Source organism: Streptococcus sp. 1643, assembly GCF_006228325.1.
GTDB lineage: Bacteria > Bacillota > Bacilli > Lactobacillales > Streptococcaceae > Streptococcus.
The window spans coordinates 84108-109505 of record NZ_CP040231.1; the positions used below are offsets into that span (position 1 = coordinate 84108).

At 41.3% G+C, this 25398-nt stretch carries 26 protein-coding genes; 17 read left to right on the top strand and 9 right to left on the bottom strand.

Translation table 11 applies throughout. From position 1 onward, the window contains the following. Positions 1 to 66: 66 nt before the first annotated feature. From FD735_RS00475 to rpsD, 3 genes are all read left to right on the top strand, one after another. The gene (locus FD735_RS00475) at positions 67 to 765 is read left to right on the top strand and encodes a response regulator transcription factor (protein WP_000751229.1); all 699 of its coding nucleotides are present in this window, start codon (positions 67 to 69) and stop codon (positions 763 to 765) included. Then, the gene (locus tag FD735_RS00480; RefSeq protein ID WP_139658238.1) at positions 762 to 1796 is read left to right on the top strand and encodes a cell wall metabolism sensor histidine kinase WalK; all 1035 of its coding nucleotides are present in this window, start codon (positions 762 to 764) and stop codon (positions 1794 to 1796) included. The genes FD735_RS00475 and FD735_RS00480 overlap by 4 nt, the downstream gene beginning before the upstream one ends. Positions 1797 to 1998: 202 nt before the next feature. Next, complete coding sequence (rpsD, locus tag FD735_RS00485; RefSeq protein WP_000092756.1) at positions 1999 to 2610, top strand: 30S ribosomal protein S4; 612 nt, start codon at positions 1999 to 2001, stop codon at positions 2608 to 2610. 131 nt (positions 2611 to 2741) lie between these two features. Here rpsD and FD735_RS00490 read toward each other — a convergent pair whose 3' ends face one another. The 3 genes from FD735_RS00490 to rpmF form a co-directional block, all read right to left on the bottom strand. Continuing rightward, positions 2742 to 3260 carry an HXXEE domain-containing protein gene (locus FD735_RS00490; RefSeq protein WP_139658239.1) on the bottom strand — a complete coding sequence of 173 codons (519 nt, stop codon included), beginning with the start codon at positions 3258 to 3260 and terminating at the stop codon, positions 2742 to 2744. A 74-nt stretch (positions 3261 to 3334) separates the two neighbouring features. Then, positions 3335 to 3484 (bottom strand): 50S ribosomal protein L33, encoded by a 150-nt coding sequence (rpmG, locus tag FD735_RS00495; protein ID WP_001265622.1) that lies wholly within the window; start codon positions 3482 to 3484, stop codon positions 3335 to 3337. Positions 3485 to 3499: 15 nt separating this feature from the next. Beyond that, positions 3500 to 3682 (bottom strand): 50S ribosomal protein L32, encoded by a 183-nt coding sequence (gene rpmF / locus FD735_RS00500; RefSeq protein ID WP_000290417.1) that lies wholly within the window; start codon positions 3680 to 3682, stop codon positions 3500 to 3502. A gap of 220 nt (positions 3683 to 3902) precedes the next feature. Here rpmF and ilvD point away from each other — a divergent pair, with 220 nt between their 5' ends. Further along, positions 3903 to 5606, top strand: a complete 1704-nt coding sequence (gene ilvD / locus FD735_RS00505; protein WP_000137343.1) for a dihydroxy-acid dehydratase — start codon at positions 3903 to 3905, stop codon at positions 5604 to 5606. A 165-nt stretch (positions 5607 to 5771) separates the two neighbouring features. On the opposite strand, the gene FD735_RS00510 is transcribed toward ilvD, so the two are convergent. Continuing rightward, a complete protein-coding gene (locus FD735_RS00510; RefSeq protein WP_001206380.1) occupies positions 5772 to 6113 on the bottom strand; it encodes a metal-sulfur cluster assembly factor in 342 nt (113 codons plus the stop codon). Positions 6114 to 6236: 123 nt separating this feature from the next. Between FD735_RS00510 and FD735_RS00520 the strand changes: the two genes are divergently transcribed. From FD735_RS00520 to FD735_RS00570, 11 genes are all read left to right on the top strand, one after another. Next, a complete protein-coding gene (locus tag FD735_RS00520) occupies positions 6237 to 7088 on the top strand; it encodes a helix-turn-helix domain-containing protein (protein ID WP_139658240.1) in 852 nt (283 codons plus the stop codon). 197 nt (positions 7089 to 7285) lie between these two features. Beyond that, on the top strand, positions 7286 to 8533 hold the full coding sequence (locus tag FD735_RS00525) for an MFS transporter (protein ID WP_139658241.1): 1248 nt from the start codon (positions 7286 to 7288) through the stop codon (positions 8531 to 8533). 77 nt (positions 8534 to 8610) lie between these two features. Continuing rightward, complete coding sequence (hisS, locus tag FD735_RS00530) at positions 8611 to 9891, top strand: histidine--tRNA ligase (RefSeq protein ID WP_129313745.1); 1281 nt, start codon at positions 8611 to 8613, stop codon at positions 9889 to 9891. A gap of 146 nt (positions 9892 to 10037) precedes the next feature. After that, positions 10038 to 10241 (top strand): helix-turn-helix transcriptional regulator, encoded by a 204-nt coding sequence (locus FD735_RS00535; RefSeq protein WP_000916944.1) that lies wholly within the window; start codon positions 10038 to 10040, stop codon positions 10239 to 10241. Continuing rightward, positions 10241 to 10444 carry a hypothetical protein gene (locus tag FD735_RS00540; protein ID WP_139658242.1) on the top strand — a complete coding sequence of 68 codons (204 nt, stop codon included), beginning with the start codon at positions 10241 to 10243 and terminating at the stop codon, positions 10442 to 10444. The genes FD735_RS00535 and FD735_RS00540 overlap by 1 nt, the downstream gene beginning before the upstream one ends. Beyond that, entirely contained in the window at positions 10441 to 10791 is a 351-nt protein-coding gene (locus tag FD735_RS00545; protein ID WP_000657787.1) for a PspC domain-containing protein, read from the top strand. Before FD735_RS00540 ends, FD735_RS00545 begins: the two co-directional genes overlap by 4 nt. A gap of 13 nt (positions 10792 to 10804) precedes the next feature. Then, on the top strand, positions 10805 to 11539 hold the full coding sequence (locus FD735_RS00550) for a DUF3169 family protein (protein WP_000730199.1): 735 nt from the start codon (positions 10805 to 10807) through the stop codon (positions 11537 to 11539). 9 nt (positions 11540 to 11548) lie between these two features. Then, complete coding sequence (locus tag FD735_RS00555) at positions 11549 to 12190, top strand: CPBP family intramembrane glutamic endopeptidase (protein WP_139658243.1); 642 nt, start codon at positions 11549 to 11551, stop codon at positions 12188 to 12190. Between the two features lie 17 nt (positions 12191 to 12207). Next, positions 12208 to 12426 carry a hypothetical protein gene (locus tag FD735_RS00560; RefSeq protein WP_000832178.1) on the top strand — a complete coding sequence of 73 codons (219 nt, stop codon included), beginning with the start codon at positions 12208 to 12210 and terminating at the stop codon, positions 12424 to 12426. Between the two features lie 151 nt (positions 12427 to 12577). Continuing rightward, entirely contained in the window at positions 12578 to 14341 is a 1764-nt protein-coding gene (aspS, locus tag FD735_RS00565) for an aspartate--tRNA ligase (protein WP_125441646.1), read from the top strand. After that, positions 14319 to 15260 carry a YitT family protein gene (locus FD735_RS00570; RefSeq protein ID WP_125441647.1) on the top strand — a complete coding sequence of 314 codons (942 nt, stop codon included), beginning with the start codon at positions 14319 to 14321 and terminating at the stop codon, positions 15258 to 15260. The genes aspS and FD735_RS00570 overlap by 23 nt, the downstream gene beginning before the upstream one ends. A gap of 182 nt (positions 15261 to 15442) precedes the next feature. Here the strand turns inward: FD735_RS00570 and FD735_RS00575 are convergent, their stop codons facing one another. From FD735_RS00575 to FD735_RS00595, 5 genes are all read right to left on the bottom strand, one after another. Beyond that, positions 15443 to 16429, bottom strand: coding sequence for a LacI family DNA-binding transcriptional regulator (locus FD735_RS00575; protein ID WP_042768223.1), 987 nt, complete (start codon positions 16427 to 16429; stop codon positions 15443 to 15445). 9 nt (positions 16430 to 16438) lie between these two features. Next, positions 16439 to 17239, bottom strand: coding sequence for a DUF1189 domain-containing protein (locus FD735_RS00580; protein ID WP_042768224.1), 801 nt, complete (start codon positions 17237 to 17239; stop codon positions 16439 to 16441). Between the two features lie 298 nt (positions 17240 to 17537). After that, positions 17538 to 18380, bottom strand: a complete 843-nt coding sequence (locus FD735_RS00585) for a sugar ABC transporter permease (protein WP_001065656.1) — start codon at positions 18378 to 18380, stop codon at positions 17538 to 17540. A 1-nt stretch (position 18381) separates the two neighbouring features. Continuing rightward, positions 18382 to 19674 (bottom strand): carbohydrate ABC transporter permease, encoded by a 1293-nt coding sequence (locus FD735_RS00590; protein ID WP_000431415.1) that lies wholly within the window; start codon positions 19672 to 19674, stop codon positions 18382 to 18384. Between the two features lie 128 nt (positions 19675 to 19802). After that, entirely contained in the window at positions 19803 to 21074 is a 1272-nt protein-coding gene (locus FD735_RS00595; RefSeq protein ID WP_049478390.1) for an extracellular solute-binding protein, read from the bottom strand. A 474-nt stretch (positions 21075 to 21548) separates the two neighbouring features. On the opposite strand from FD735_RS00595, the gene malQ reads away from it, so the two are divergent. Next, positions 21549 to 23066, top strand: a complete 1518-nt coding sequence (malQ, locus tag FD735_RS00600; RefSeq protein ID WP_139658244.1) for a 4-alpha-glucanotransferase — start codon at positions 21549 to 21551, stop codon at positions 23064 to 23066. Between the two features lie 24 nt (positions 23067 to 23090). Continuing rightward, entirely contained in the window at positions 23091 to 25349 is a 2259-nt protein-coding gene (glgP, locus tag FD735_RS00605; protein WP_139658245.1) for a glycogen/starch/alpha-glucan family phosphorylase, read from the top strand. Positions 25350 to 25398 lie beyond the last annotated feature (49 nt).

The following is a 25398-nucleotide window of genomic DNA, read 5'->3' on the forward strand; positions in this document are numbered from 1 at the left end:
AAACATTAGAGAAAATAGTGTTATACTAAAGCAAGTATAACACTGTTCTTATCGAAGGAGTGTCAGATGAAAAAGACAATTTTGCTGGTTGATGATGAGATAGATATTCTAGATATTCAAAACCGCTATCTTATACAGGCAGGTTACGATGTTTTGGTCGCCCATGATGGTAAGGAGGGATTAGAGCTTTTCAGAAAAAAATCTATCGATCTTATTATCACAGATATCATGATGCCCAATATGGACGGTTATGATTTTATCAGTGAAGTTCAGTATATCGCTCCGGATCAACCCTTCCTCTTTACAACTGCTAAGACAAGCGAACAGGATAAGATTTATGGATTAAGTTTGGGGGCAGATGATTTTATAGTCAAACCCTTTAGCCCACGCGAATTGGTTTTAAGAGTGAATAATATCTTGCGTCGCCTTAGCCGTGGAAGAGAGACAGAACAGATTGAGTTTGGTGACTTAGTGATCAACCATGTGACTCATGAGGTTCGCATTGGGGAGCAACCTTTGGAATTGACAGTAAAATCCTTTGAACTTCTATGGATATTAGCCAGCAATCCCGAGAGAGTCTTTTCAAAGACGGAACTTTACGAGAAGGTATGGCAAGAGGACTATGTGGATGATACCAATACACTCAATGTTCATATCCATGCTTTGAGGCAAGAGTTGACCAAGTATACGAATTCAAATGCTCCCGCTATCAAAACTGTCTGGGGTTTGGGCTATAAGATGGAAAGGCCAAGAGGTAGAAAATGAAATTAAAAAACTATATTTTAGTGGGGTATCTAGTGTCGACTCTACTAACGATTTTGGTCGTTTTCTGGGCAGTCCAACGAATGTTGATTGAGAAAAGTGAAGTTTACTTTCTAGTTGGAATGACCTTGATTGCTAGTTTCATTGGCGCTGCAGTGAGCATCTTTCTTTTGTCGCCAGTGTTCTCTTCTCTGAAACATTTGAAAAAACAAGCTCAGGATATAGCAAGCAAGGATTTCAGCACAGAAATTGAAACCAAGGGCCCATTAGAATTTCAAGAACTGGGCCAGGCTTTTAATGACATGTCCCACAATTTGCAGGCCACCTTTCAATCACTTGATGAGAGCGAGCAAGAAAAGAGAATGATGATTGCGCAGCTCTCTCACGATATTAAAACTCCCATTACCTCCATTCAGGTTACTGTGGAGGGAATTCTAGATGGAGTGATCAAGGAAGAGGAGCGGCTCCACTACTTAGCCACGATTGGTCGGCAAACTGAGCGTCTAAACAAGCTAGTGGAGGAATTGGATGTTTTGACTCTTAATACACAACCTCAAGAAACTACTGATGAGGAAGTCGAAGAGGTCTTTTTAGATCAGCTGTTGATTGAGTCAATGAGTGAATTTCAACTCCAGATTGAACAAGAGGAGCGAGACGTTTACATTCAAGTGTCACCTGAGTTGGCGAAAATCAAGAGCCATTCTGACAAACTTTCTCGCATTTTGGTTAATTTGTTAAACAATGCCTTTAAATATTCAGAACCAGGAACCAGAATCGAGGTTCTTGCCCAATTAACAGAACAAGAGCTGACAATCAGTGTGAAAGACGAGGGTCAGGGGATCCTTCCTGAAGATTTGGAAAAGATCTTTAAACGACTTTATCGTGTAGAAACTTCGCGCAATATGAAGACGGGTGGGCATGGCTTAGGTCTTGCGATCGCACGAGAACTAGCCCATCAGCTTGGTGGCGAAATCACAGCAGAAAGTCAATATGGCTTAGGAAGCAAGTTTACATTCAGCCTTAATTTGAAATAAAGCCGTAAAATCCCTTTACAAATCTAGCTTTTCATGGTACAATAGCCTTTGTGTGAAATAGCAGCAGGAAAGCATGAAGCTCGTCAACAGGTGTCTTATGACAAGTAACCTTGGCTGTTTAGGCGAAGGGCATCTGCACGAATCAGGGCTTTCTAAGTGACTATTTCCACCGAAATATTATTTATATCAGGAGGACATACAAATGTCACGTTATACAGGACCATCTTGGAAACAAGCTCGTCGCCTTGGCCTTTCACTTACAGGTACAGGTAAAGAATTGGCACGTCGTAACTACGTACCAGGACAACACGGACCAAACAACCGTTCTAAATTGTCAGAATACGGTTTGCAATTGGCTGAAAAACAAAAACTTCGCTTCACTTACGGTGTAGGTGAAAAACAATTCCGTAACTTGTTCGTACAAGCTACAAAAATCAAAGGCGGAATCCTAGGTTTCAACTTCATGCTTCTTTTGGAACGTCGTTTGGATAACGTTGTTTACCGTCTTGGCCTTGCGACTACTCGTCGTCAAGCTCGTCAATTCGTAAACCACGGTCACATCCTTGTTGACGGAAAACGCGTTGATATCCCATCATACCGCGTAACTCCAGGTCAAGTGATCTCAGTTCGTGAAAAATCATTGAAAGTTCCAGCAATCCTTGAAGCAGTAGAAGCTACTCTTGGACGTCCAGCATTCGTATCATTCGACGCTGAAAAATTGGAAGGTTCATTGACTCGCTTGCCAGAACGCGACGAAATCAACCCAGAAATCAACGAAGCACTTGTCGTTGAATTCTACAACAAAATGCTTTAATTTTAAGAAATATCTTACAGAAAGCCTACAACAGTGGGCTTTTTGCTTTTTCTTAAAAAACTATAGAACACTTCTTAACTGTGAAGGGGGATAAAAAATTCCCTGCAAATTGAAATTGCAAGGAACTTTTGTTAATGGTAATGGATGAGCCAGGCGGAATACTTTTTCCCGAGCCAGAGAGCAAAGAGGAGATTGATGACGACGATGCCTGAACCGACCAGTGAAAATAGGAAAAATTCGCTAGTCGAAACCTGCCACAAATGCACGATGTCTGTAATCAAATAAGCACTGACAGGAAAACAAAGGATAGAAGTGATGAGAGCAGGGATATACTTACGGAGAAGAATTGATTGTCCAATATGGAGCAAGAGATGGAGTGCAAAGGCCACAAATCCTCCTAACCAAACTAATTCGAGCGCTCTAGATTGAGTAAAATACGCTAATAAGGTGATGGATAGGACAAGAATAAACTCCTCAAAAACAGCAAGGGCAAATCCCTCTGTTGTAATTCCTTTGTGAATCTTGAGAATAGCAGGAGCCTTTTGAGCCAGCAAGGTTTCGTTGAGATGAATCCAAGGGACAAGACCGATAATTTCTTCCATGTCGTGAAAGATAAAGAGTAGAGGGAACATCCAAAGATAAAATGCCATAAATCTCTCCTGAAAAATTATAGATCGCTAACCAATAAAGCAAAAAACGCCCAGTAAGGCGTTTTGAGTAATGCTTACTTAACCTCGGTGAACACAACGTGTTTGCGAAGTTTTGGTGAGTATTTCTTCAATTGAAGACGGTCTGGAGTGTTACGTTTGTTTTTAGAAGTAAGGTACAAGCGTTCACCAGATTCTTTGTGTTCAAGTGTAATATTTACGCGCATGGTATCTCCCTTCTATTATTCAGCTGATGCAGCTTTAGCGATTTTACGTCCTTTGTAGTATCCTTTAAGTGATACGCGGTGAGAACGTGAGTAATCTCCAGTAGTTTCGTCAAAGTTTACAGATGGAGCTGTTACTTTGTAGTGTGTACGACGTTTGTTTTTCTTCGCTTTTGAAGTGCGACGTGCAGGTACTGCCATTTTGATTTCTCCTTTAGGTATTTAAATTCGATTCAATCTAGTGATTTTCATCAACCATACTAGGATAACACATTTTTTTTGTAAAGTAAAGTTACTTGACAAAAAAAGATGAAAAAATTAGAAGTTATTAATCGAAATTTTCTGAAAATTCAAGAATTTTCTTCTGTTCATTGCCTTTAAAATGTGCTATAATAGTAAAAACTGAAATGGGAGGGATAAGATGACTGAATTAGATAAACGTCACCGCAGTAGCATTTATGACAGCATGGTTAAATCACCAAACCGTGCCATGCTTCGTGCGACTGGTATGACAGATAAGGACTTTGAAACACCGATTGTGGGAGTGATTTCGACTTGGGCGGAAAATACACCATGTAATATTCACTTGCATGATTTTGGGAAATTGGCGAAAGAAGGTGTTAAATCGGCAGGTGCTTGGCCTGTTCAGTTTGGTACTATTACCGTAGCGGACGGGATTGCCATGGGAACGCCTGGTATGCGCTTCTCTTTGACATCTCGTGATATCATCGCGGACTCCATCGAGGCGGCGATGGGTGGTCACAATGTGGATGCCTTTGTTGCTATCGGTGGCTGTGATAAGAACATGCCTGGTTCTATGATTGCCATTGCTAATATGGATATTCCAGCTATTTTCGCTTATGGTGGAACCATTGCACCCGGAAATCTTGATGGCAAAGACATTGACTTGGTTTCGGTATTTGAAGGAATCGGAAAATGGAACCACGGTGATATGACAGCTGAGGACGTGAAACGTCTCGAATGTAATGCCTGCCCTGGCCCTGGTGGCTGTGGCGGTATGTATACTGCTAATACCATGGCGACTGCTATCGAAGTTCTCGGTATGAGTTTGCCAGGATCTTCATCTCACCCAGCTGAATCAGCTGACAAGAAAGAAGATATCGAAGCAGCAGGACGAGCTGTAGTTAAAATGCTTGAACTTGGTCTCAAACCATCAGATATCTTGACTCGTGAAGCCTTTGAAGATGCCATCACTGTAACGATGGCTCTTGGTGGTTCTACAAATGCCACTCTTCACTTGCTTGCCATTGCCCATGCGGCTAATGTTGACTTGTCACTTGAGGACTTCAATACGATCCAAGAACGTGTGCCTCACTTGGCCGACTTGAAACCATCTGGTCAGTATGTCTTCCAAGACCTCTACGAAGTCGGTGGTGTGCCTGCTGTTATGAAATATCTCTTGGCAAATGGTTTCCTTCATGGCGACCGCATTACATGTACTGGTAAGACAGTCGCTGAAAACTTGGCTGACTTTGCAGACCTTACACCAGGTCAAAAAGTCATCATGCCATTGGAAAATCCAAAACGTGCGGACGGTCCACTTATCATCTTGAACGGGAACCTTGCCCCTGATGGCGCGGTTGCTAAAGTATCAGGTGTTAAAGTTCGTCGTCACGTTGGACCGGCTAAGGTCTTTGACTCAGAAGAAGATGCTATTCAGGCTGTCTTGACAGATGAAATCGTTGATGGCGATGTAGTCGTTGTCCGTTTCGTTGGACCTAAGGGTGGTCCTGGTATGCCTGAGATGCTGTCACTTTCATCCATGATCGTTGGTAAAGGTCAAGGAGACAAGGTTGCCCTCTTGACGGATGGCCGTTTCTCAGGTGGTACTTATGGTCTGGTTGTCGGACATATTGCTCCTGAAGCTCAGGATGGTGGACCAATTGCCTACCTCCGTACAGGTGATATCGTTACGGTTGACCAAGATACCAAAGAAATTTCCATGGCCGTATCCGAAGAAGAACTTGAAAAACGCAAGGCAGAAACAACCTTGCCACCACTTTATAGCCGTGGTGTACTCGGTAAATATGCCCATATCGTATCATCTGCTTCACGTGGAGCCGTGACAGACTTCTGGAATATGGACAAGTCAGGTAAAAAATAAACTCATACTCTTCGAAAATCTCTTCAAACCACGTCAACGTCGCCTTGCCGTACTCAAGTACAGCCTGCGGCTAGTTTCCTAGTTTGCTCTTTGATTTTCATTGAGTATCAAAAAGCAAGCCATCTTCGGCTTGCTTCTTTTTATCTTCAAAAGTGATTTGCCTCATTAACGAGGTGGCAGTCCAAGGGCAATGCGTCCGTAGCGACTGATTCGTGTGATCTTCCAGGCAGGCGACCAGGTAACTTCAACCTTAACATCTTCGATACCCTCGATTTGTTTCAGACCTGCGACGATTTCGATAGGCAAGCTTTCGGCACAATCGCAGGCAGTATCAGTGAAAGTCATGACAATCTTGCAGAGACCTGTTTCATCCAGATTGATTTCATAAATCAGCCCTAGATTATACACATCCAATTCCACATCTGTATCAAAAACCTTCTCTAGTTTTTCGATAATTTGGTCTTGCAAGGCCAAAGCACGGTCATTAATTTTGATATCCTCTCTCATTACAGTCCCTCCACCTGATAAATATCCTCTATTTTCTCATAATTCTGACAATTTGGCAAGTTTTTGATGAATTTTCTGAAAAATATGATAAAATGAAGAAAATACGGAATCAAGGGGAAGTCTATGGAGCAGATTGGAAAAGTCTTTAGACAATTACGAGAGTCAAGAAATATCTCGCTGAGACAAGCAACTGGGGGACAATTTTCTCCGTCTATGTTGTCCCGATTTGAAACAGGTCAGAGTGAGCTTTCGGTGGAAAAGTTTCTATTTGCCCTAGAAAATATATCTGCTAGTGTAGAGGAAATCCTCTTTCTGGCGAGAGGTTTTCAGTATGATACAGATTCGGAGTTGAGAAAAGAAATCACAGATGTTTTGGATTTAAAGAATATAGCACCTCTTGAGGACTTATATCGCAAGGAGTATCAAAAGCATGCCCATTCTCAAAACAAACAGAAACATATTCTAAATGCCATCATTATCAAGTCTTATATGAAGAGTATGGATGAAATGGTTGAGTTAACGGCAGAGGAAGGGAAAGTCCTTCATGACTACTTGTTTTCTACTGAGATTTGGGGAATCTATGAACTCAATTTGTTCTCAGTCAGTTCTTCGTTCTTGTCTGTTTCTCTTTTTACTAGATATGTACGAGAAATGGTCCGCAAATCCGATTTTCTAATGGAAATGTCTAGTAATCGAAACCTTTTTCATACTATGCTATTGAATGGTTTTTTAGCCAGCATTGAGTGTGAAGAATTTACCAATGCCTCTTATTTTAAACGTGTCATCAAAGAGCATTTCTACAAGGAAAATGAGACCTATTTCCGAATTGTCTATTTGTGGGCTGAAGGTCTTCTTGATAGCAAGCAAGGTAGAGTCAAGGAAGGTCAGAAAAAGATGGAAGATGCTGTCCATATTTTTGAGATGCTTGGTTGTAACAAATCTGCTGAATACTACAGAAATACAACCGATTGTTGAATATCTGCAAACTAAGAAAAAAATTTGAAAATTTAAGCGATAGAACTTTTGACTACTCTCAGATCGTTACAAAAGTTCTATCGTTTCTTTGCTCATTTTGTGTGTTGCATATATTCAAAAGTTTTCCCTTTCAATCTCTAAGTGCTATACTATAGTCATATTTCATATAGGGATTATAACAAGAAGGGAGATTACCTATGAAACTATTGTTTAGAAATCAAGCTTATCGACTCTTGACTTTGTCGCGCTTCTTCAATGCCTTTGGTGCTTCGATTTTTAACCTGGTATTTATCGTTTATGCATCGACCTTGCCACAAGCCTCTTTTGCTGTTGCTATGGCGAATATTGTCATGATTCTTCCGACTCTCTTTACAGTTTTTGTAGGGATTCGGGCAGATTACACAAGGGACAAGGTCAAATGGATGGTCTATAGCGGTTTGTTTCAGGCAGTTTTATTTTTTCTGGCAGCCCTGGTTGTTCAGCAAGCTAGTCTCTTTGCCTTTTCTAGCCTGTGTTTGATCAATGTCATCAGTGATGTGATCAGTGATTTTGCTGGTGGTTTGCGAATGCCTCTCGTTAAGGAAAAAGTAGCTGAAGAGGATCTGATGGAAGCTTATTCTTTTTCCCAGTTTATCACATATATTTCAGCTATTGGTGGTCAAGCTTTTGGAGTTTGGCTCTTAGGTCTATCGGTCAACAATTTTTCCCTTGTTGCGGGAATCAATGCCTGCTTTTTCCTAGTATCAGCCTTTATTCTCTTTTTAGGAAAAACCAAATTGAGTCTGTCAATGTCATCTGCTGATGGTGAAACCCTAAAAAATGAGAAGCTTTCTATCAAAGACCAGTTCCTAACAATTTACCGAAATTTACGTCTCGTTTTTCTTAAAGGTGGACAGAAAAACTTTGGTTTCATGATCTTTGCTGTCTTGCTTATTAATGCCTTAGGTGGGGCTTTAGGAAGCATCTATAACATCTTCTTTTTGAGCCATTCTCTCTTGAATTTTTCTTACACAGAGGCACTATTTATCAATCAATTCTGTGTTTTAGTAGCAATCATCATCAGTAGCCTTACGGGCAATGATTATTTTGGGAAGCAGTCTTTGCCTAGATTGATGATGTGGGCGACCGTAGGACTCAGTCTAATTGGTCTAGCTAATGTATTCAATCAAGTCGTACTTGGTTTACTATTTCTCTATTCAACTCTGTATGTGTCTGGTAAAGTTCAACCAAAGATTAGTGCCATGCTCATGAAAAATCTAGCTCCAGATGTTCTAGCTCGTACCAGTAATTTTTTAGGTTTATTGTTTACCTTATCCATACCTGTGGGAACAGCTTGTTTTTCACTTATAGCTGTATGGAATATACAGTTGACTTGGATGCTATTTGTTGGTCTTTCCTTGCTAGCTATTCTTTTGACAGTTATTAATCTCAAAAATGATATTTGAATCCTAATTTTATTCATACTGTTTTAATCCCTCTATTTATGGTAAAATAAGACTATTAAGTTTAAAGAGGATTCCCTATGAAATTACAAAAACCAAAAGGAACGCAGGATATTTTACCTGCTGAGTCTGCCAAGTGGCAGTACGTTGAAGGCTTTGCCCGTGAAATTTTCAAGCGCTATAACTATGCGGAAGTGCGTACGCCTATTTTTGAGCATTACGAGGTCATCAGCCGTTCTGTCGGGGACACAACTGATATCGTAACCAAGGAAATGTACGACTTTTACGATAAGGGAGACCGCCATATCACTCTTCGTCCAGAAGGAACTGCGCCCGTTGTCCGTTCTTATGTGGAAAATAAACTCTTCGCCCCAGAAGTGCAAAAGCCAAGTAAGTTCTATTACATGGGCCCTATGTTCCGTTATGAGCGTCCACAAGCAGGTCGTTTGCGCCAGTTCTACCAGATTGGTGTCGAGTGCTTTGGCTCTAGTAATCCAGCTACCGATGTGGAAACCATCGCTATGGCGGCTCATTTCTTGAAAGAAATCGGCATCCAAGGTGTCAAATTGCACCTCAATACGCTTGGAAATCCTGAGAGCCGTGCAGCTTACCGTCAAGCCTTGATTGACTATTTGACACCGCTCAAGGAGACCTTGTCGAAGGATAGCCAACGTCGTTTGGAGGAAAATCCTCTCCGTGTCTTGGACTCTAAGGAAAAAGAAGACAAGGTGGCAGTAGAGAATGCGCCGTCTATCTTGGACTTCCTTGATGAAGAAAGCCAAGCTCATTTTGATGCTGTCCGTCAGATGTTAGAAAATCTGGGTGTAGACTATATCATCGATACCAATATGGTGCGCGGTCTGGACTACTATAACCACACCATTTTCGAGTTTATCACTGAGATTGAGGGCAATGATTTGACAGTCTGTGCGGGTGGTCGTTACGATGGTTTGGTTGCTTACTTTGGTGGTCCTGAAACTGCTGGGTTTGGTTTTGGACTTGGTGTAGAGCGCCTGCTTCTCATCCTTGAAAAGCAAGGTGTGGCTCTCCCTATCGAAAACGCCCTAGATGTCTATATCGCAGTCTTGGGTGAAGAAGCAAATGTTAAGGCCTTGGAATTGGTACAAGTCCTTCGCCAACAAGGATTCAAAGCAGAACGTGACTACCTCAACCGTAAACTCAAAGCACAGTTCAAGTCAGCCGATGTCTTTGCTGCTAAGACCCTCATCACTCTCGGAGAGAGCGAAGTCGAAAGCGGACAAGTGACAGTTAAGAACAACCAAACTCGAGAAGAAGTTCAAGTGTCACTTGAGACCATCAGCCAAAACTTCTCAGAAATCTTTGAAAAACTAGGATTTTAATAGTAGAAAAACTGGTCAGGAACCATTCCTGACCTTTTTCTTTTGCAAAATGACAAAAATCTTAAACTTTTTGACAAATATGATTGTCAAAAATAAAAAGATATGTTACAATGAAATCAAGATAAAGAACAAAGGAGAAAAAAGGCATGCTAAAAAATCGTCTAAAAGAGCTTCGGGCTCGCGATGGTCTGAATCAAACTGAGCTGGCCAAACTAGCTGGCGTGTCCAGGCAGACCATCAGTTTGCTAGAACGGGATGAGTACACGCCATCCATCGTCATTGCTTTAAAGATTGCTCAGATCTTTCATGAGCCGGTCGAGTCGGTCTTTCGCTTAGAGGAGGATGAGTGATGAACAAGTATAAAGTGATTTATTACGTTAGTATTCTTGTATTTATTGCAAATATCTTTGCTATGATTGGAAGCCTATTTGGTTGGTTTACAATTGTTGAAAGTAAATACCTCTTCTGGATTAACATAGTTTTACTATTAGTCTTTAGATGGGTAGAGAGAAAGATAAAGTTTAAAGAGATTGTAAAAGGAGAAAAGTTATGAAAGAGTTTTCAGCGGGTTTTCAAGTCGATACTGAACACAAAGCACTTGCAGGTGTTTGTGCAGGTTTAGGAAATTATTTTAACATTCAAGCCAATATCGTTCGTTTGGTGACAGTTTTGTTGTTTCTCTCTTCTACAGAGATTGGTATTTTAACAGTTACAGCCTATGCTTATCTAGCAGGTTGGCTTGGCAATGAACCCTTGGGGGATGGAGCAAAAAAAGCTAGAAACCAAGCTATTCTCTTACTTGCTGTTTGTTTGATTTTGGTGTCACTTGGAACAGAAGGCTTGACAGCTATTTTTGAATCAGGTAAAGCCTTTGGTCAATGGTTGGTTGGATTAGTTTAGAAAGAGGATGAATATGAAAAAGAAACGTGGATTGTTATTTTTAATGGCTTTGATCTTGGGAGGCTTCTTGGGCATGTTTGCAGGGATGTTTAAGGCCTATACCGAAAACTATGGAACCATTTTAGATGTCAAAATCGTGATTCCATGGATATCATCTATTTGTTTACTGTTAGGTTTCATTAGTATGTTTTTGACTTTCGATTTCTTAAAGAAAAGCAGAAAATTTCACTCCTTGTATCAAGAGGAAATGGATGATGATCTGAATGAAACCTATTATGTACAAATGTATCGTAATCTCGAGTTTGGAACTATTGCTTTTAATAGTGCAGGCGTAGCGATTTTTTTGGCTCTTTTCATCTCAGGTAGTGAAGTAATTGTACTAAATATCAGCTATATAACCTTATCTCTTTCTTTTTTGGCATTAGTGATGATTTTCAGTGCTCAAAAATATCTCTATAAGACCATTGCGATCGTTCGTCAGTTTGATTTGGAATTCTTCTCTACACCAAAAGATGTCTTGGACTATATAAACTCCTACGATGAAGGGGAGCGCAAGGCTAATTTAGAACAGAGTTTTCGAATTTTATTCCAATTAAACCAGTATGTCCTGCCAACTCTCTATTTTCTAATCGTTCTCTTTTCCTTACTGACAGGAGAGATTCAGTTACTAGCCTTCTTGCTTGTAGGAGCGATCCATATTTATATCAATGTGATGCAATTACCTATGGTAAAACGTTATTTCAAATAGGAGTCTTTTATGAAATTACTTAAAAATCTTGGCTGGTTTCTTCTAGCTGTTCTATCCTTTTTCTTTGGCTATGGTTTGGTTCAGAGTACGGCGCTGTCAGCTCTTGGACTAGGGGCTTCGATCTTTGGAGTCTTGCCACTCTATATCGTCCTGTCAGGGGCCTATGTTTATGGAGTTTACAGATGGTATCAGACAGAAAAGGTTAGCATCCAGACGACGATTTTTAATCGTTATATTTGGTTGCCTACTCTGGTTTTGCTAGTGGCGATTACAGCCCAGTTCTTTTTGCCAGAAGATCCGTCAGTCAATCAACAAATCGTATCTCAACTGACAGTGGCTCAGCCTGTATTTGGTTTCTTTATGGTAGTGGTCTTTGCTCCTCTGACGGAAGAACTCATCTTTAGAGGGATGTTAGCGCGCTATCTCTTTCCTAAGCAGAACAACGGCAAACAGACAGCTCTGTTTCTCCTCGTATCGAGTGTGCTTTTTGCCTTGATTCATTTTCCAGGGACTTTGCAACAGTTTTTAGTTTATGCCAGTCTGGGATTGAGTTTGGGTCTAGCTTATGTGAACCGAAAAGGTCTTCTTTACAGCATTTCTCTCCACGCTTTGAATAATTTAATCGGCTTTTTGATGATACTCATGCTATAATAGAGTCAGGAGGTCACATGAAACGAGTAATTTTATTAGCAGTGATACAGGCGGTCGTTCTCTTCTTTATCATCGGGGCACTTGCCTATGCCTTTAAAGGCGACTTCTTTTACAACTATCTAGCGGTTGTCTTTGCGCCTATTGCAGGTGTCTTGCGTTTTGCGACAGCTTATGCGACGGAGATTGTTCTACCTAAAAAGGCAGCTGAGATTGCTGAAAAGCGTAAAAAAGGTTAAGAATCATAATCAGAGAATCCGATGACGTTTTCATCGGATTTTTTGTCTGTTCGTTTTGATTTCTAAAGACAATCAAACTTTTCTGCTGATTTTCATGAAGAGCCTGCGCTTTTATGGTAAAATAGTAACAGAATAAAAGAGGAGAGAAAACATGAAACGTAGTATGTATGCTGGTCGTGTTCGTGAGGAGCACATCGGACAAGAAATTACTTTGAAAGGATGGGTTGGCCGTCGTCGTGACTTGGGTGGTTTAATCTTTATCGACCTTCGTGACCGTGAAGGAATCATGCAGTTGGTTATCAACCCTGAAAAAGTATCTGCAGAGGTTATGGCAACAGCTGAAAGCCTTCGTAGCGAATTTGTCATTGAGCTGACTGGTCAAGTCGCTGCGCGTGAACAGGCAAATGATAAATTGCCTACTGGTGCGGTTGAGTTGAATGTGACAGCTTTGACTGTGCTTAATACAGCTAAAACAACACCTTTTGAGATTAAAGATGGGATTGAGGCCAATGACGATACACGTTTGCGTTACCGTTACCTTGACCTTCGTCGTCCAGAAATGCTAGAAAACCTTAAGCTTCGTGCTAAGGTGACCCACTCTATCCGTAACTACTTGGATGAGTTGGAGTTTATCGATGTGGAGACGCCATTCCTTTCTAAATCAACGCCAGAAGGGGCGCGTGACTATTTGGTGCCATCTCGTGTCAATAAAGGGCATTTCTACGCTCTTCCTCAGAGCCCACAAATCACCAAACAGCTCTTGATGAATGCTGGCTTCGACCGCTATTACCAAATCGTCAAATGTTTCCGTGATGAAGACTTGCGTGGAGACCGTCAGCCTGAGTTTACCCAGGTCGACTTGGAAACGTCATTCCTTAGTGAGCAAGAAATCCAAGATATTACAGAAGGATTGATTGCGCGCGTGATGAAGGAAACAAAAGGCATCGAAGTAACTCTTCCATTTCCTCGTATGAAGTATGATGACGCGATGGCTCTTTACGGTTCTGACAAACCTGATACTCGTTTTGATATGTTGCTTCAGGACTTGACAGAAGTGGTTAGAGGTGTTGATTTCAAAGTCTTTTCAGAAGCACCTGCCGTTAAAGCCATTGTAGTCAAAGGAGCTGCAGACAACTACTCACGTAAAGACATTGACAAGATGACTGAAGTAGCCAAACAATATGGTGCCAAAGGTCTTGCTTGGGTCAAAGTGGTTGATGGAGAATTAAATGGACCAGTTGCCAAGTTCTTAACTGGTATCCAAGCAGAATTGACTGCAGCACTTGGTCTTGAAGATAAGGATTTGGTTCTATTTGTGGCGGATACGCTTGAAGTGGCCAATGCAACACTAGGCGCCCTTCGTGGCCGTATCGCCAAAGAGCTTGGCTTGATTGATAACGATAAATTCAACTTCCTTTGGGTAGTTGACTGGCCAATGTTTGAATGGTCTGAAGAAGAAGGTCGCTACATGAGCGCCCACCATCCGTTCACTCTTCCACAGGAAGAAACAGCTCACGAATTAGAAGGTGATTTGGCTAAGGTTCGTGCCATTGCTTATGATATCGTCTTGAACGGTTATGAGCTTGGTGGTGGTAGCCTTCGTATCAACCAAAAAGACCTTCAAGAACGCATGTTCAAGGCTCTTGGTTTCTCAGCTGAAGAAGCCAATGACCAGTTTGGTTTCCTTCTTGAAGCCATGGACTATGGTTTCCCACCACACGGTGGTTTGGCTATCGGTCTTGACCGTTTTGTGATGCTCTTAGCAGGAGAAGAAAATATCCGTGAAGTCATTGCCTTTCCTAAGAATAACAAGGCAACCGACCCAATGACACAAGCTCCTTCAACAGTCGCTTTCAAACAACTAGAGGAACTCAGCTTACAAGTAGAAGAAGATGAAACAAGCAAAACGAATTAAGCGGTGGCGCTATTATCTGCGCCGCTTTGCTTATCAGATAAAAATTTTACGTGTCTTACAAAGCATCTCTAAGGAAAAATATGATGAGAAGATATCAGCCTCTCTGGTTTATGGCTTTTTGTCAGCAGTAGCAGTCAATTTCTTTTTTCAACCAGGACACGTTTACTCCAGTGGGGCGACGGGTCTGGCACAGATTATCTCTGCCTTGAGTAATCACTGGTTTGGTTTTTACATTCCGATATCGCTAACCTTTTATGCTATCAATTTTCCGTTGATGATTTTGGCTTGGTATCAGATTGGGCATAAGTTTACAATCTTTACCTTTATCACAGTATCCATGAGTTCCCTCTTTATCCAGCTTGTGCCAGTTGTGACCTTGACAGAGGATCCCATTATCAATGCCCTTTTTGGGGGTGTTGTCATGGGCTTGGGGATTGGTTTTGCGCTCCGTAACAATATTTCTAGCGGAGGTACAGATATCGTTAGTCTGACCATTCGAAAGAAAACAGGGAGAAATGTCGGTAGTATTTCTTTCTTAGTGAATGGGACGATTATGCTGATAGCAGGTTTGACCTTTGGTTGGAAATACGCTCTCTACTCCATGATTACCATCTTTGTCTCCAGTCGTGTGACAGACGCGGTCTTTACCAAGCAAAAACGCATGCAGGCCATGATTGTGACCAATAATCCTGATAAAGTAATTGCAAAAATCCATAAAAAATTGCACCGCGGAGCAACTATGATCCACGATGCAGAAGGAACCTATAATCATGAGAGAAAAGCAGTCTTGATTACGGTTATCACACGAGCAGAGTTTAATGATTTTAAACACATCATGAAACAGGTTGATCCGACAGCCTTTGTCTCTGTATCCGAAAATGTCCACATCCTAGGACGATTCGTAGAAACAGACAATTAATACTCTTCGAAAATCTCTTCAAACCACGTCAGCGTCGCCTTGGATTATTTATGTGACTGACTTCGTCAGTCTTATCTACAACCTCAAAGCAGTGCTTTGAGCAACCTGCGGCTAGCTTCCTAGTTTGCTCTTTGATTTTCATTGAGTATCATGACTAAAAAAACCAGCTCTGGAGCTGGTTTTTATTTTTCGATGATTTTGTGGGCAATCAACTGACGGTAACAAATCTGTCTATTATTTTTCGCGTCATTGATAATCTGTAAAATCGTTTCAAATGATGTTCGTCCAAGTTCCAGACTATTGATGTCAACATAGGCTACTAGGTCGAGTCGAGGATTGACAGAGTCAAAACTCAAGACAGGAACATTTAATTGGTGTTTACTGATGTAGTCACAAACCCCTTCTGCAAGGAGACTATCGGTTGTGATGATAGCGTCAATCTGTGGATCGTGATTGAACAGGAGTTCGCTGAATTGATACCCTTTTTCTTCTAGAAATTCGGTCGCAAAGTAGGTTAAGTTGGTATCAATCGGAAGTTGGTGTTGTTTGAGTGCGGACTCATAGCCAGTTAGACGATCTTGGGTTACGAAGAGTCGCTTTGTACCCCCGATAAAGGCAATTCGTTTGCATCCTTTTTTGATGAAATACTCTGTCGCATCAAAGCCCGCCTGTACATTGTCATTATCAACAAGAGGGATAAAGGGTGAAGTTGATTTTCCGAGAATGAGGAAAGGGAATTGCTCATCGGCTACTAGCTTGACCAGAGGGTCTTCTTCCTCGGCGTAGAGGAAAATCAAACCGTCAACACGTTTACCATAAACCATCTGAGAAATCGCATTGAGACGTTCTTTCTCATCTTTCCCCGTTGCAATCTGAATAGCGTAGTGGTTTTCAGACGCGACTTGGGCGATCCCTCGTAGGACAGATGGAAAGAAAGGATTTTGGTAGAAGGCATCCGAGTCGTCAGGGAGCACCAAGCCGATAACTTGAGTATAGCTACTTACCAAGCTACGAGCATTGAGATTGGGATGGTAGTTGAGCTCTTTCATTGCCTTGCGAACTCGTTTTTTGGTTTCATCACTAATCGTTGATTTGTTTTGAATAACGCGGGTTACAGTTGAAGGTGAGACACCTGCAGCCTTGGCCACATCTTTAATCGTAACGGGCATAAAAATCTCCTATTTATGATAATCTGGATCGCGGTAATGTGTTTTATAAAAGATGGTGACCAGATAAAGAACAAAAAGAATGTTTTGTACAGTGATAAGGGTTGTCATATTTTGGCCAAAAAGTCCCAAAATAAGCGTAATCAAAGTTGGTAATCCTAAACAGTTCAAGATAAAATGGTAGCACTCTTTAAAGCTCCTAAATGAAAAGAGGCGTGATTTTTTGGTGATATAAAGGAGGAGACTAGCTCCAAGAGAGACAATGAAGAAATTCAATCCAAAGAGGAAGCTAGCACCAAGAACGAGAAAGAGACTGATATAGACCCGATTTTGTTGGTACCAATCTTTAGAAATGGCTTGGGTTAGATCTTCCTTACTCTGGAAACTCTCCGTTTGAATCGCGTGGTAGCGAATGCGAGTCAGTTCCTTACTTTCCTTGCTGATGACGAGTTCTTCCGTATCAAAATGAAGTTGCAAGTCCTTTGGCAATTCCTTGCTTTGGCTCGGGCCAATCAAAAGAGAAGGCTGCTGATTCTTCGTACCTGAGTAGTTCAGCTTTCCATCAACGATTTGTGCATTCTCTGACAAGTCCATGATGGCTTCATCTGTCAGTGGAGTGTAGACATTATCGATAAAGGTATCCAGTGGATACGTTTCCTGTGAGCTGTTTTGAATGGCGATCGGAACCATAGACAAACTGATGAGGAAAATGCTCGTAAAGAGAAGCTGAAACCAGTTGAGGCCGAAACGTTTTGATAGGGGTTTGCGAAATCCCCAGATACTAGAGAAATACGAGAATGGATATGGAAGCATAGGCATCTTTCTAAAAGTGTTTTCTATATGAGTATTATTATATAGAGAAATGTGCTTTATTTCAAGTCTAGGAGATAAATTGCTTGCTTCAAGAATAGTTTTATAGTCACAAGCTCTAATACTCAATGAAAATCAAAGAGCAAACTAGGAAGCTAGCCGCAGGTTGCTCAAAGCACTGCTTTGAGGTTGTAGATAAGACTGACGAAGTCAGTTACATATATCTACGGCAAGGCGAAGCTGACGTGGTTTGAATTTGATTTTCGAAGAGTATAAAATGAAAAAGGGTGGCGGGGATAAATTATCCCTTGTCGCCACCACTTGTAAGTCCTGAAACAAAGTTCTTTTGTAGGAAGAAGAAGAGAATACAGATTGGAAGGGCGATGAGGATAGCACCTGCTGAGAAGTAGGCAATCTTCAAGTTTTTCACATTGCTGACAAAGGTCTGTAGACCAACGGCAACTGTAAAGTATTCTTTCTCACGAAGCAAGAAACTAGAGAGGATATAGTCTCCGAAAGGTCCCATGAAGGCCCAGAGCGCTTGTACTGCAACCATTGGGCGAACGAGTGGGAGAACAATTTGCCAGAAGCGACGGAAGTGTCCTGCACCATCTAGTTTTGCTGATTCATCAAGAGACATCGGTACTGTGTCGAAGTAGCCTTTCATCAACCAAGCATTCATCGGGATACCACCACCGACATATAGGAAGATGAGGAACCAGCTTTGGTTAAGGGCATTCAACATAAGGGCCATAACGAAGAAGGCTGTCAAAGCGGCCATAGTTGGCACCATTTGGATAATCAAGAAGAAGACCAAACTTTGTTTACGAGCCAAGAAGTTGTAACGGCTGTAGGCATAACCAGCAAGTACGATGATACTTGTTTGAACAGCCATTGTAATCAAGGCGATAATCAAGGTATTGAGATACCAAGTGCCGTACAAGGTTTCAGTGAAGAGCCCTTGGAAGTTGGCAAAGCTAAAGTCGACGTTAGCATCTAGTTTAAAAGCTACGACGTTACCAGTCTTGAAGGCTGACATAATAGTAATCAAAAGTGGATAGATAATCACGATTGAAAGACCAATCAAGTAGAGGTAAGTGAGGGTTTGAGTCAGTCTACGTTTGAGTTTGATTGAGTTATTCATCTTAGACGTCCTCCATATCAAATGCGTGTAGTTTCTTGAATGCGATCATAGAGATAGAGATGACAATGATAGAGATGATCAAGGTAACAGCTGCCGCCATAGAGTATTGAGGAGATGTACCTGTTGTCAAGCGATAAATCCATGAGATCAAGATATCAGTTGAACCGGCTCCACCACCAACGCTACCAGGACCTCCGCCGTTGAAGAGGTACATGATAGAGAAGTTGTTAAAGTTGAAGGTGTATTGGCTGATCAATGTTGGAGCTGCAACAGCCAAAATCATAGGGAAAGTGATGTTGCGGAATTTTTGCCAAGCATTGGCACCATCGATGTAAGCCGCTTCGTAGAGGTCGTTAGGGATTGACTGCAAGATACCCAAAGTCAAAACGTAGATGTATGGGAATCCTAGCCAACCTTGCATCATAATCAAGGCAATCTTCGTCCAAGTTGGGTCTGTTTTCCAAGGGATAAGAGCACCATCAAGGAAAGGAAGAACCTTAGACAAAAGAGGCAAGACTTGCGTATTGATGGCACCAACACTATCGTTAAACATGTTTGAGAATGTCAAGATAGTGATGAAGGCTGGAACAGCCCAAGGAAGAAGGAAAATAACACCAAAGATACGTTTTCCTTTGATAAATGGTTGGTTAGCAATGATTGCTGTGAAGATACCAATCACAATCTGCAAAGTAGAAGCAGACAAGGCCCAGATGATGGTCCAAGAAAGAACCGCACCGAAGGCTGAACGGAAGGTACTTAAGCTCCAGATGTTTGTAAAGTTAGTCAAACCAACCCAGTCCAACAATTTGTTTGGTGGCAAGTGTTGGAAGTCATAGTTGGTAAAGGCAATCATCAAGGTTACGATAACTGGGAAGATAATCGCAAATGTCATAGCGACGTAAGATGGGATGATCAAGAGGTAAGGGAAACCATTCTCATAAATACCTTTGATCATATCTTTAAAAGTACGTGGGACAGGAATTCCATTGTTAATACGTTTTGCGATTGTATGTGCATCTTTAATATTTGAGAAATAAAAGAGCACATAAACGACTACAAAGATTAAATGGAAGGCACCACGAATCAGCATAAAGAGGGAATTATCACGACCTGGCTTGTCACCAAGAGTAATCAAATTGTGCAATTCAGGGGCTGCAAGTGCTAGGAAATAAAGAACAAATACGATAGTTACACCAAGGAAGATAAAACCTTTGGCCTTTTGTTTATTGTAAATCTGTCCTAACCCAGGAATCACTGAAAGCAAGGCTGCTTTGCTAGGTTGTTGGTTTTCCATGAATACTCCTTTCATAGGATACGAGATTGAAGTTTGTCTCCAATCACTAGATAGGCAACTGCAATCATTCGTAAATTTATAAAATCAAAGGGGGATTTGTATTCTCCCCCCCCTTGTAACGAATTCAATTATTCACCAAATTTTTGTTTGATTGTTTCTTTGATCAATGTTACAGCATCGTTAGCAGCTGTCTTAGCATCTTTTTTACCACTTACAGCGTCAAAGAGCATTGTTTTAGCTGGATCCCAAACAGCTGACATTTGAGAAATGTTTGGCATTGGTTGAGCGTTCTTGAACTGTTTGATAACAGCTGTTGTCAACTCATCGTTTTTACCTTCAGCGTATGAACGAGCTTCAGTGTTAGCTGGGATTTCGTTAGTTGCATCGTAGAATGCTTTTTGTTGTTCAGTTGAAACAAGGAAGTCTACAAATTTTTGTGCAGCTTCAAGGTTCTTAGTGCTTGATGGGATGATCCAAGCTTTACCACCACCGAATGGTGTGTATTCTTTACCATTTGGAAGAGTTGGAATAGTAGCAACACCGTAGTTTACTTTAGCATCTTTGAATGCTTGAGCTTTCCAAGGACCGTCGATGATAGCAGCTGTTTTACCTTCTTGGAATTGAGTTTGGATCAAGTTTGCAGCACCTTCAGTATCTTGCATCCCTTTAGGCCATTTTTCGTACCAAGATTTAGCGTAGTTGACACCAGTGATAGAACCGTCGTTTGCAAGACCGATGTCTTTAGCGTCTTTACCGTTTTGTCCGAATACGTAACCACCGTTACCAGCAAGAAGTCCGTATGCGTAGTAGAAGTTTGTCCAGTCAGCTAGGAATGCAGTAGTTTTGCCATCTTCACCAGCGAAAGCGTATTTGCTGTCTTTAGCAAGTTCTTCTAATTCAGCAAAAGTTTTTGGAGCTTCTTTTAGCAAGTCTTTGTTGTAGTACATAACAAGTGACTCAATAACGGCAGGAGCACCGTAAACTTTACCGTCAGCAGCTGTTACAAGAGATTTAGTCTTATCATCTGTTTTAGCGCCGTCGCTCAAAGTAACTTCTGAAAGTTGTCCGTCAGTACCAAGGCTACCTACGCGGTCGTATGGTGCCATCATAACGTCAGCAGCTTGACCTGATTGGTTGTCAAGAGAAAGTTTGTCAAGTCCACCAAGTTGGTCACCTGATTTGATGTTAACTTTTGTACCTGATTCTTTTTCATAAGCTGCAGCAACTTTTTCAGCGTAGGCTTTGTATTGGTCTTCAACGTAGAAAGTGATTTCTTTTGCTTCAGATGAGCTAGCATCAGCTGCTTTATCAGCAGTTTTGCTTCCGCAAGCTACCAAAAGTAAGCTAGCAAGAGTAGCAGTTCCGAGCACAGCAGCGCTCTTCATGAATTTAGATGACATAGTGTATTCCTCCTAAAGAATAACAGTATAATTTATTTAGAAAACGCAAACGTTTTCTTTTATGAGCCTAGTATAGCACAAATAGAAAACGGTTGCAAGCTTTTTTAAAAAGTTTTTTAAAAAAATTTTAAGGTTTCAAACATTTGTTAAAGCCTTTATATAGGAAAGAACTTAAAATGTTTGTTTTTCTTGAATGGAAAATATATTAGGGAAACGATTGCGTAAATTTTGCTCGATTTTTCAGAAAATAGAGCAGATATTGGGAATAAATTATCTTAAATCAGAAAATCTTTAAAATTTTTTTCGCTTATTTCATAAAATATCAGTGGGAACAAGTTTTGTTTGATTAAAATAATTCAAAAAAATTTTTTAAAAACGCTTGCATTTGTGTTCAAAATACGCTATACTTAACTTAACGCAAACGTTTGCGCCTTGATTGCGCAACGTTTTATAACAAACACATGAGGTGCTATTATGAAAAAACGTCAAAGTGGTGTGTTGATGCACATCTCTTCTCTACCAGGAGCATACGGGATTGGATCATTTGGCCAAACTGCCTATGATTTCGTCGATTTCTTGGTTCGTACGAAGCAACGTTACTGGCAAATTCTCCCTCTTGGGACAACAAGCTATGGAGATTCTCCATACCAATCATTCTCGGCCTTTGCTGGAAATACGCATTTTATCGACCTTGATATCTTGGTAGAGCAAGGCTTGCTCGAAGCTAGTGACCTTGAAGGTGTTGACTTTGGTAGCGATGCATCTGAAGTTGATTATGCGAAGATTTATTATGCACGTCGTCCGCTTTTAGAAAAAGCAGTTAAACGTTTCTTGGAAGAGGGTGATGTCAAAGATTTTGAGAAGTTTGCTAAAGACAACCAATCATGGCTTGAACTCTTCGCAGAATATATGGCGATTAAAGAGCATTTTGACAATCTTGCTTGGACAGAATGGCCAGATGCAGACGCTCGTGCTCGTAAAACTTCAGCGCTTGAAAGCTACCGTGAGAAATTGGCAGACAAGTTGGTTTACCACCGTGTGACTCAATACTTCTTCTTCCAACAATGGTTGAAATTGAAAGCTTACGCTAACGACAACCACATCGAAATCGTTGGGGACATGCCTATCTATGTAGCGGAAGATTCAAGCGACATGTGGGCAAATCCACATCTCTTCAAGACAGATGCCAATGGTAAAGCAACTTGCATCGCAGGATGCCCACCAGATGAGTTTTCTGCCACTGGTCAGCTTTGGGGGAACCCAATCTATGACTGGGAAGCAATGGACAAAGACGGTTACAAATGGTGGATTGAACGCTTGCGCGAAAGCTTCAAGATCTACGATATCGTTCGTATCGACCACTTCCGCGGTTTCGAATCTTACTGGGAAATTCCTGCTGGTTCCGATACAGCAGCACCTGGTAAATGGGTGAAAGGTCCAGGGTACAAACTCTTCGCAGCCGTTAAGGAAGAGCTTGGTGAGCTAAACATCATCGCAGAAGACCTTGGTTTCATGACAGATGAAGTCATTGAGTTGCGTGAACGCACTGGCTTCCCAGGAATGAAGATTCTTCAATTCGCCTTCAACCCAGAAGATGAAAGTATCGATAGCCCACACTTGGCACCTGCCAACTCTGTTATGTACACAGGAACACACGATAACAATACAGTCCTTGGTTGGTACCGTAATGAGATCGACGATCCAACTCGTGAATATATGGCTCGTTACACGAACCGTAAAGAGTACGAAACAGTGCCACACGCAATGCTTCGCACAGTATTTTCATCCGTTAGCTTCATGGCTATTGCAACCATGCAAGACTTGCTAGAACTAGATGAGTCAGCTCGTATGAACTTCCCATCTACTCTTGGTGGAAACTGGTCATGGCGTATGACAGCAGACCAACTCACACCAGCTGTTGAAGAAACTTTGCTTGACTTGACTACAATTTATCGCCGAATTAATGAAAATTTGGTAGAATTAAAGAAATAAGACAATATCAGGAGACACATAAACATGTTACCATTAAACGAATTTGTACAAAAACGTTACAATAAAACCATTGCAGAATGTAGCAATGAAGAGCTTTACCTTGCTCTTCTTAACTACAGCAAGCTTGCTAGCAGCCAAAAACCAGTGAACACTGGTAAGAAGAAAGTTTACTATATCTCAGCTGAGTTCTTGATTGGTAAACTCTTGTCAAACAACTTGATTAACCTTGGTCTTTATGACGAAGTTAAAAAAGAACTTGCTGATGCAGGCAAAGAGTTGATCGAAATCGAAGAAGTAGAATTGGAACCATCACTTGGTAACGGTGGTTTGGGACGTTTGGCAGCCTGCTTTATCGACTCAATCGCTACACTTGGTTTGAATGGTGACGGTGTTGGTTTGAACTACCACTTTGGTCTTTTCCAACAAGTTCTTAAAAACAACCAACAAGAAACTATTCCTAATGCTTGGTTGACTGACCAAAACTGGTTGGTTCGTTCAAGCCGTAGCTACCAAGTGCCATTTGCACACTTCACATTGACATCTACTCTTTATGATATCGATGTACCTGGTTACAAGACAGCTACTAAAAACCGCTTGCGTTTGTTTGACTTGGATTCAGTTGATTCTTCAATCATCCAAGATGGTATCAACTTTGACAAGACAGATATCGCTCGCAACTTGACTCTCTTCCTTTACCCAGACGATAGCGACAAGCAAGGTGAATTGCTCCGTATCTTCCAACAATACTTCATGGTTTCAAACGGTGCGCAATTGATCATTGACGAAGCGATCGAAAAAGGAAGCAACTTGCATGACCTTGCGGACTACGCAGTTGTACAAATCAATGATACTCACCCATCAATGGTGATTCCTGAATTGATCCGTCTTTTGACTGCGCGTGGTATCGAACTTGATGAAGCAATCTCTATCGTTCGTAGCATGACTGCCTACACTAACCACACAATCCTTGCTGAAGCCCTTGAAAAATGGCCTCTTGAATTCTTAGAAGAAGTGGTTCCTCACTTGGTACCAATCATCGAAGAATTGGACCGTCGTGTGAAGGCAGAATACAAAGACCCAGCTGTTCAAATCATCGATGAGAGCGGACGTGTTCACATGGCTCACATGGATATCCACTACGGATACAGTGTAAACGGGGTTGCAGCTCTTCACACTGAAATCTTGAAGAACTCAGAGTTGAAAGCTTTCTACGACATCTACCCAGAAAAATTCAACAACAAAACAAACGGTATCACATTCCGTCGTTGGCTCATGCATGCTAACCCAAGCTTGTCTCACTACTTGGATGAGATTCTTGGACATGGTTGGCATCATGAAGCAGATGAGCTTGAAAAACTCTTGTCATACGAAGACAAGGCTGCTGTCAAAGAAAAATTGGAAAGCATCAAGGCTCACAACAAACGTAAATTGGCTCGTCACTTGAAAGAGCACCAAGGTGTGGAAATCAATACAAACTCTATCTTTGATATCCAAATCAAACGTCTTCATGAGTACAAACGCCAACAAATGAACGCTTTGTATGTTATCCACAAATACCTTGATATCAAGGCTGGTAACATCCCTGCTCGTCCAATCACAGTCTTCTTTGGTGGTAAAGCAGCACCTGCCTACACAATCGCTCAAGACATCATTCACTTGATCCTCTGCTTGTCAGAAGTGATTGCTAACGATCCAGCTGTAGCTCCACACTTGCAAGTCGTAATGGTTGAAAACTACAACGTTACTGCAGCAAGCTTCTTGATCCCAGCATGTGACATCTCAGAACAAATCTCACTTGCTTCTAAAGAAGCTTCAGGTACTGGTAACATGAAATTCATGTTGAACGGAGCCTTGACTCTTGGTACTATGGACGGAGCTAACGTGGAAATCGCTGAATTGGTTGGCGACGAAAATATCTACATCTTTGGTGAAGATTCAGAAACCGTTATCGACCTTTACGCAAAAGCAGCTTACAAATCAAGCGAATTCTATGCTCGTGAAGCTATCAAACCATTGGTTGACTTCATCGTGAGCGATGCTGTTCTTGCAGTAGGTAAGAAAGAACGCTTGGAACGTCTTTACAACGAATTGATCAACAAAGACTGGTTCATGACTCTCCTTGACTTGGAAGACTACATCAAAGTCAAAGAGCAAATGCTTGCTGACTACGAAGACCGTGACGCATGGTTGGATAAAGTCATCGTTAACATTGCCAAAGCAGGATTCTTCTCATCTGACCGTACAATCGCTCAGTACAACGAAGATATCTGGCACTTGAACTAAGATTAAACAAAAACGCAGCTTTAATAGATGCGTTTTTTCATATTTAAAC

Bases quoted from the DNA above. Each gene is read 5' to 3' on its own strand.
- FD735_RS00545 (WP_000657787.1), top strand. From the start codon at position 10,441: ATGAAAGAGTTTTCAGCGGGTTTTCAAGTCGATACTGAACACAAAGCA.
- FD735_RS00595 (WP_049478390.1), bottom strand. From the start codon at position 21,074: ATGTCATCTAAATTCATGAAGAGCGCTGCTGTGCTCGGAACTGCTACT.
- FD735_RS00525 (WP_139658241.1), top strand. From the start codon at position 7,286: ATGAAACTATTGTTTAGAAATCAAGCTTATCGACTCTTGACTTTGTCG.
- rpmG (WP_001265622.1), bottom strand. From the start codon at position 3,484: ATGCGCGTAAATATTACACTTGAACACAAAGAATCTGGTGAACGCTTG.
- rpmF (WP_000290417.1), bottom strand. From the start codon at position 3,682: ATGGCAGTACCTGCACGTCGCACTTCAAAAGCGAAGAAAAACAAACGT.
- FD735_RS00555 (WP_139658243.1), top strand. From the start codon at position 11,549: ATGAAATTACTTAAAAATCTTGGCTGGTTTCTTCTAGCTGTTCTATCC.
- hisS (WP_129313745.1), top strand. From the start codon at position 8,611: ATGAAATTACAAAAACCAAAAGGAACGCAGGATATTTTACCTGCTGAG.
- malQ (WP_139658244.1), top strand. From the start codon at position 21,549: ATGAAAAAACGTCAAAGTGGTGTGTTGATGCACATCTCTTCTCTACCA.
- FD735_RS00560 (WP_000832178.1), top strand. From the start codon at position 12,208: ATGAAACGAGTAATTTTATTAGCAGTGATACAGGCGGTCGTTCTCTTC.
- glgP (WP_139658245.1), top strand. From the start codon at position 23,091: ATGTTACCATTAAACGAATTTGTACAAAAACGTTACAATAAAACCATT.
- FD735_RS00575 (WP_042768223.1), bottom strand. From the start codon at position 16,429: ATGCCCGTTACGATTAAAGATGTGGCCAAGGCTGCAGGTGTCTCACCT.
- rpsD (WP_000092756.1), top strand. From the start codon at position 1,999: ATGTCACGTTATACAGGACCATCTTGGAAACAAGCTCGTCGCCTTGGC.
- FD735_RS00580 (WP_042768224.1), bottom strand. From the start codon at position 17,239: ATGCTTCCATATCCATTCTCGTATTTCTCTAGTATCTGGGGATTTCGC.
- FD735_RS00550 (WP_000730199.1), top strand. From the start codon at position 10,805: ATGAAAAAGAAACGTGGATTGTTATTTTTAATGGCTTTGATCTTGGGA.
- FD735_RS00510 (WP_001206380.1), bottom strand. From the start codon at position 6,113: ATGAGAGAGGATATCAAAATTAATGACCGTGCTTTGGCCTTGCAAGAC.
- FD735_RS00535 (WP_000916944.1), top strand. From the start codon at position 10,038: ATGCTAAAAAATCGTCTAAAAGAGCTTCGGGCTCGCGATGGTCTGAAT.
- FD735_RS00590 (WP_000431415.1), bottom strand. From the start codon at position 19,674: ATGGAAAACCAACAACCTAGCAAAGCAGCCTTGCTTTCAGTGATTCCT.
- FD735_RS00475 (WP_000751229.1), top strand. From the start codon at position 67: ATGAAAAAGACAATTTTGCTGGTTGATGATGAGATAGATATTCTAGAT.
- FD735_RS00540 (WP_139658242.1), top strand. From the start codon at position 10,241: ATGAACAAGTATAAAGTGATTTATTACGTTAGTATTCTTGTATTTATT.
- FD735_RS00490 (WP_139658239.1), bottom strand. From the start codon at position 3,260: ATGGCATTTTATCTTTGGATGTTCCCTCTACTCTTTATCTTTCACGAC.
- FD735_RS00520 (WP_139658240.1), top strand. From the start codon at position 6,237: ATGGAGCAGATTGGAAAAGTCTTTAGACAATTACGAGAGTCAAGAAAT.
- ilvD (WP_000137343.1), top strand. From the start codon at position 3,903: ATGACTGAATTAGATAAACGTCACCGCAGTAGCATTTATGACAGCATG.
- aspS (WP_125441646.1), top strand. From the start codon at position 12,578: ATGAAACGTAGTATGTATGCTGGTCGTGTTCGTGAGGAGCACATCGGA.
- FD735_RS00570 (WP_125441647.1), top strand. From the start codon at position 14,319: ATGAAACAAGCAAAACGAATTAAGCGGTGGCGCTATTATCTGCGCCGC.
- FD735_RS00480 (WP_139658238.1), top strand. From the start codon at position 762: ATGAAATTAAAAAACTATATTTTAGTGGGGTATCTAGTGTCGACTCTA.
- FD735_RS00585 (WP_001065656.1), bottom strand. From the start codon at position 18,380: ATGAATAACTCAATCAAACTCAAACGTAGACTGACTCAAACCCTCACT.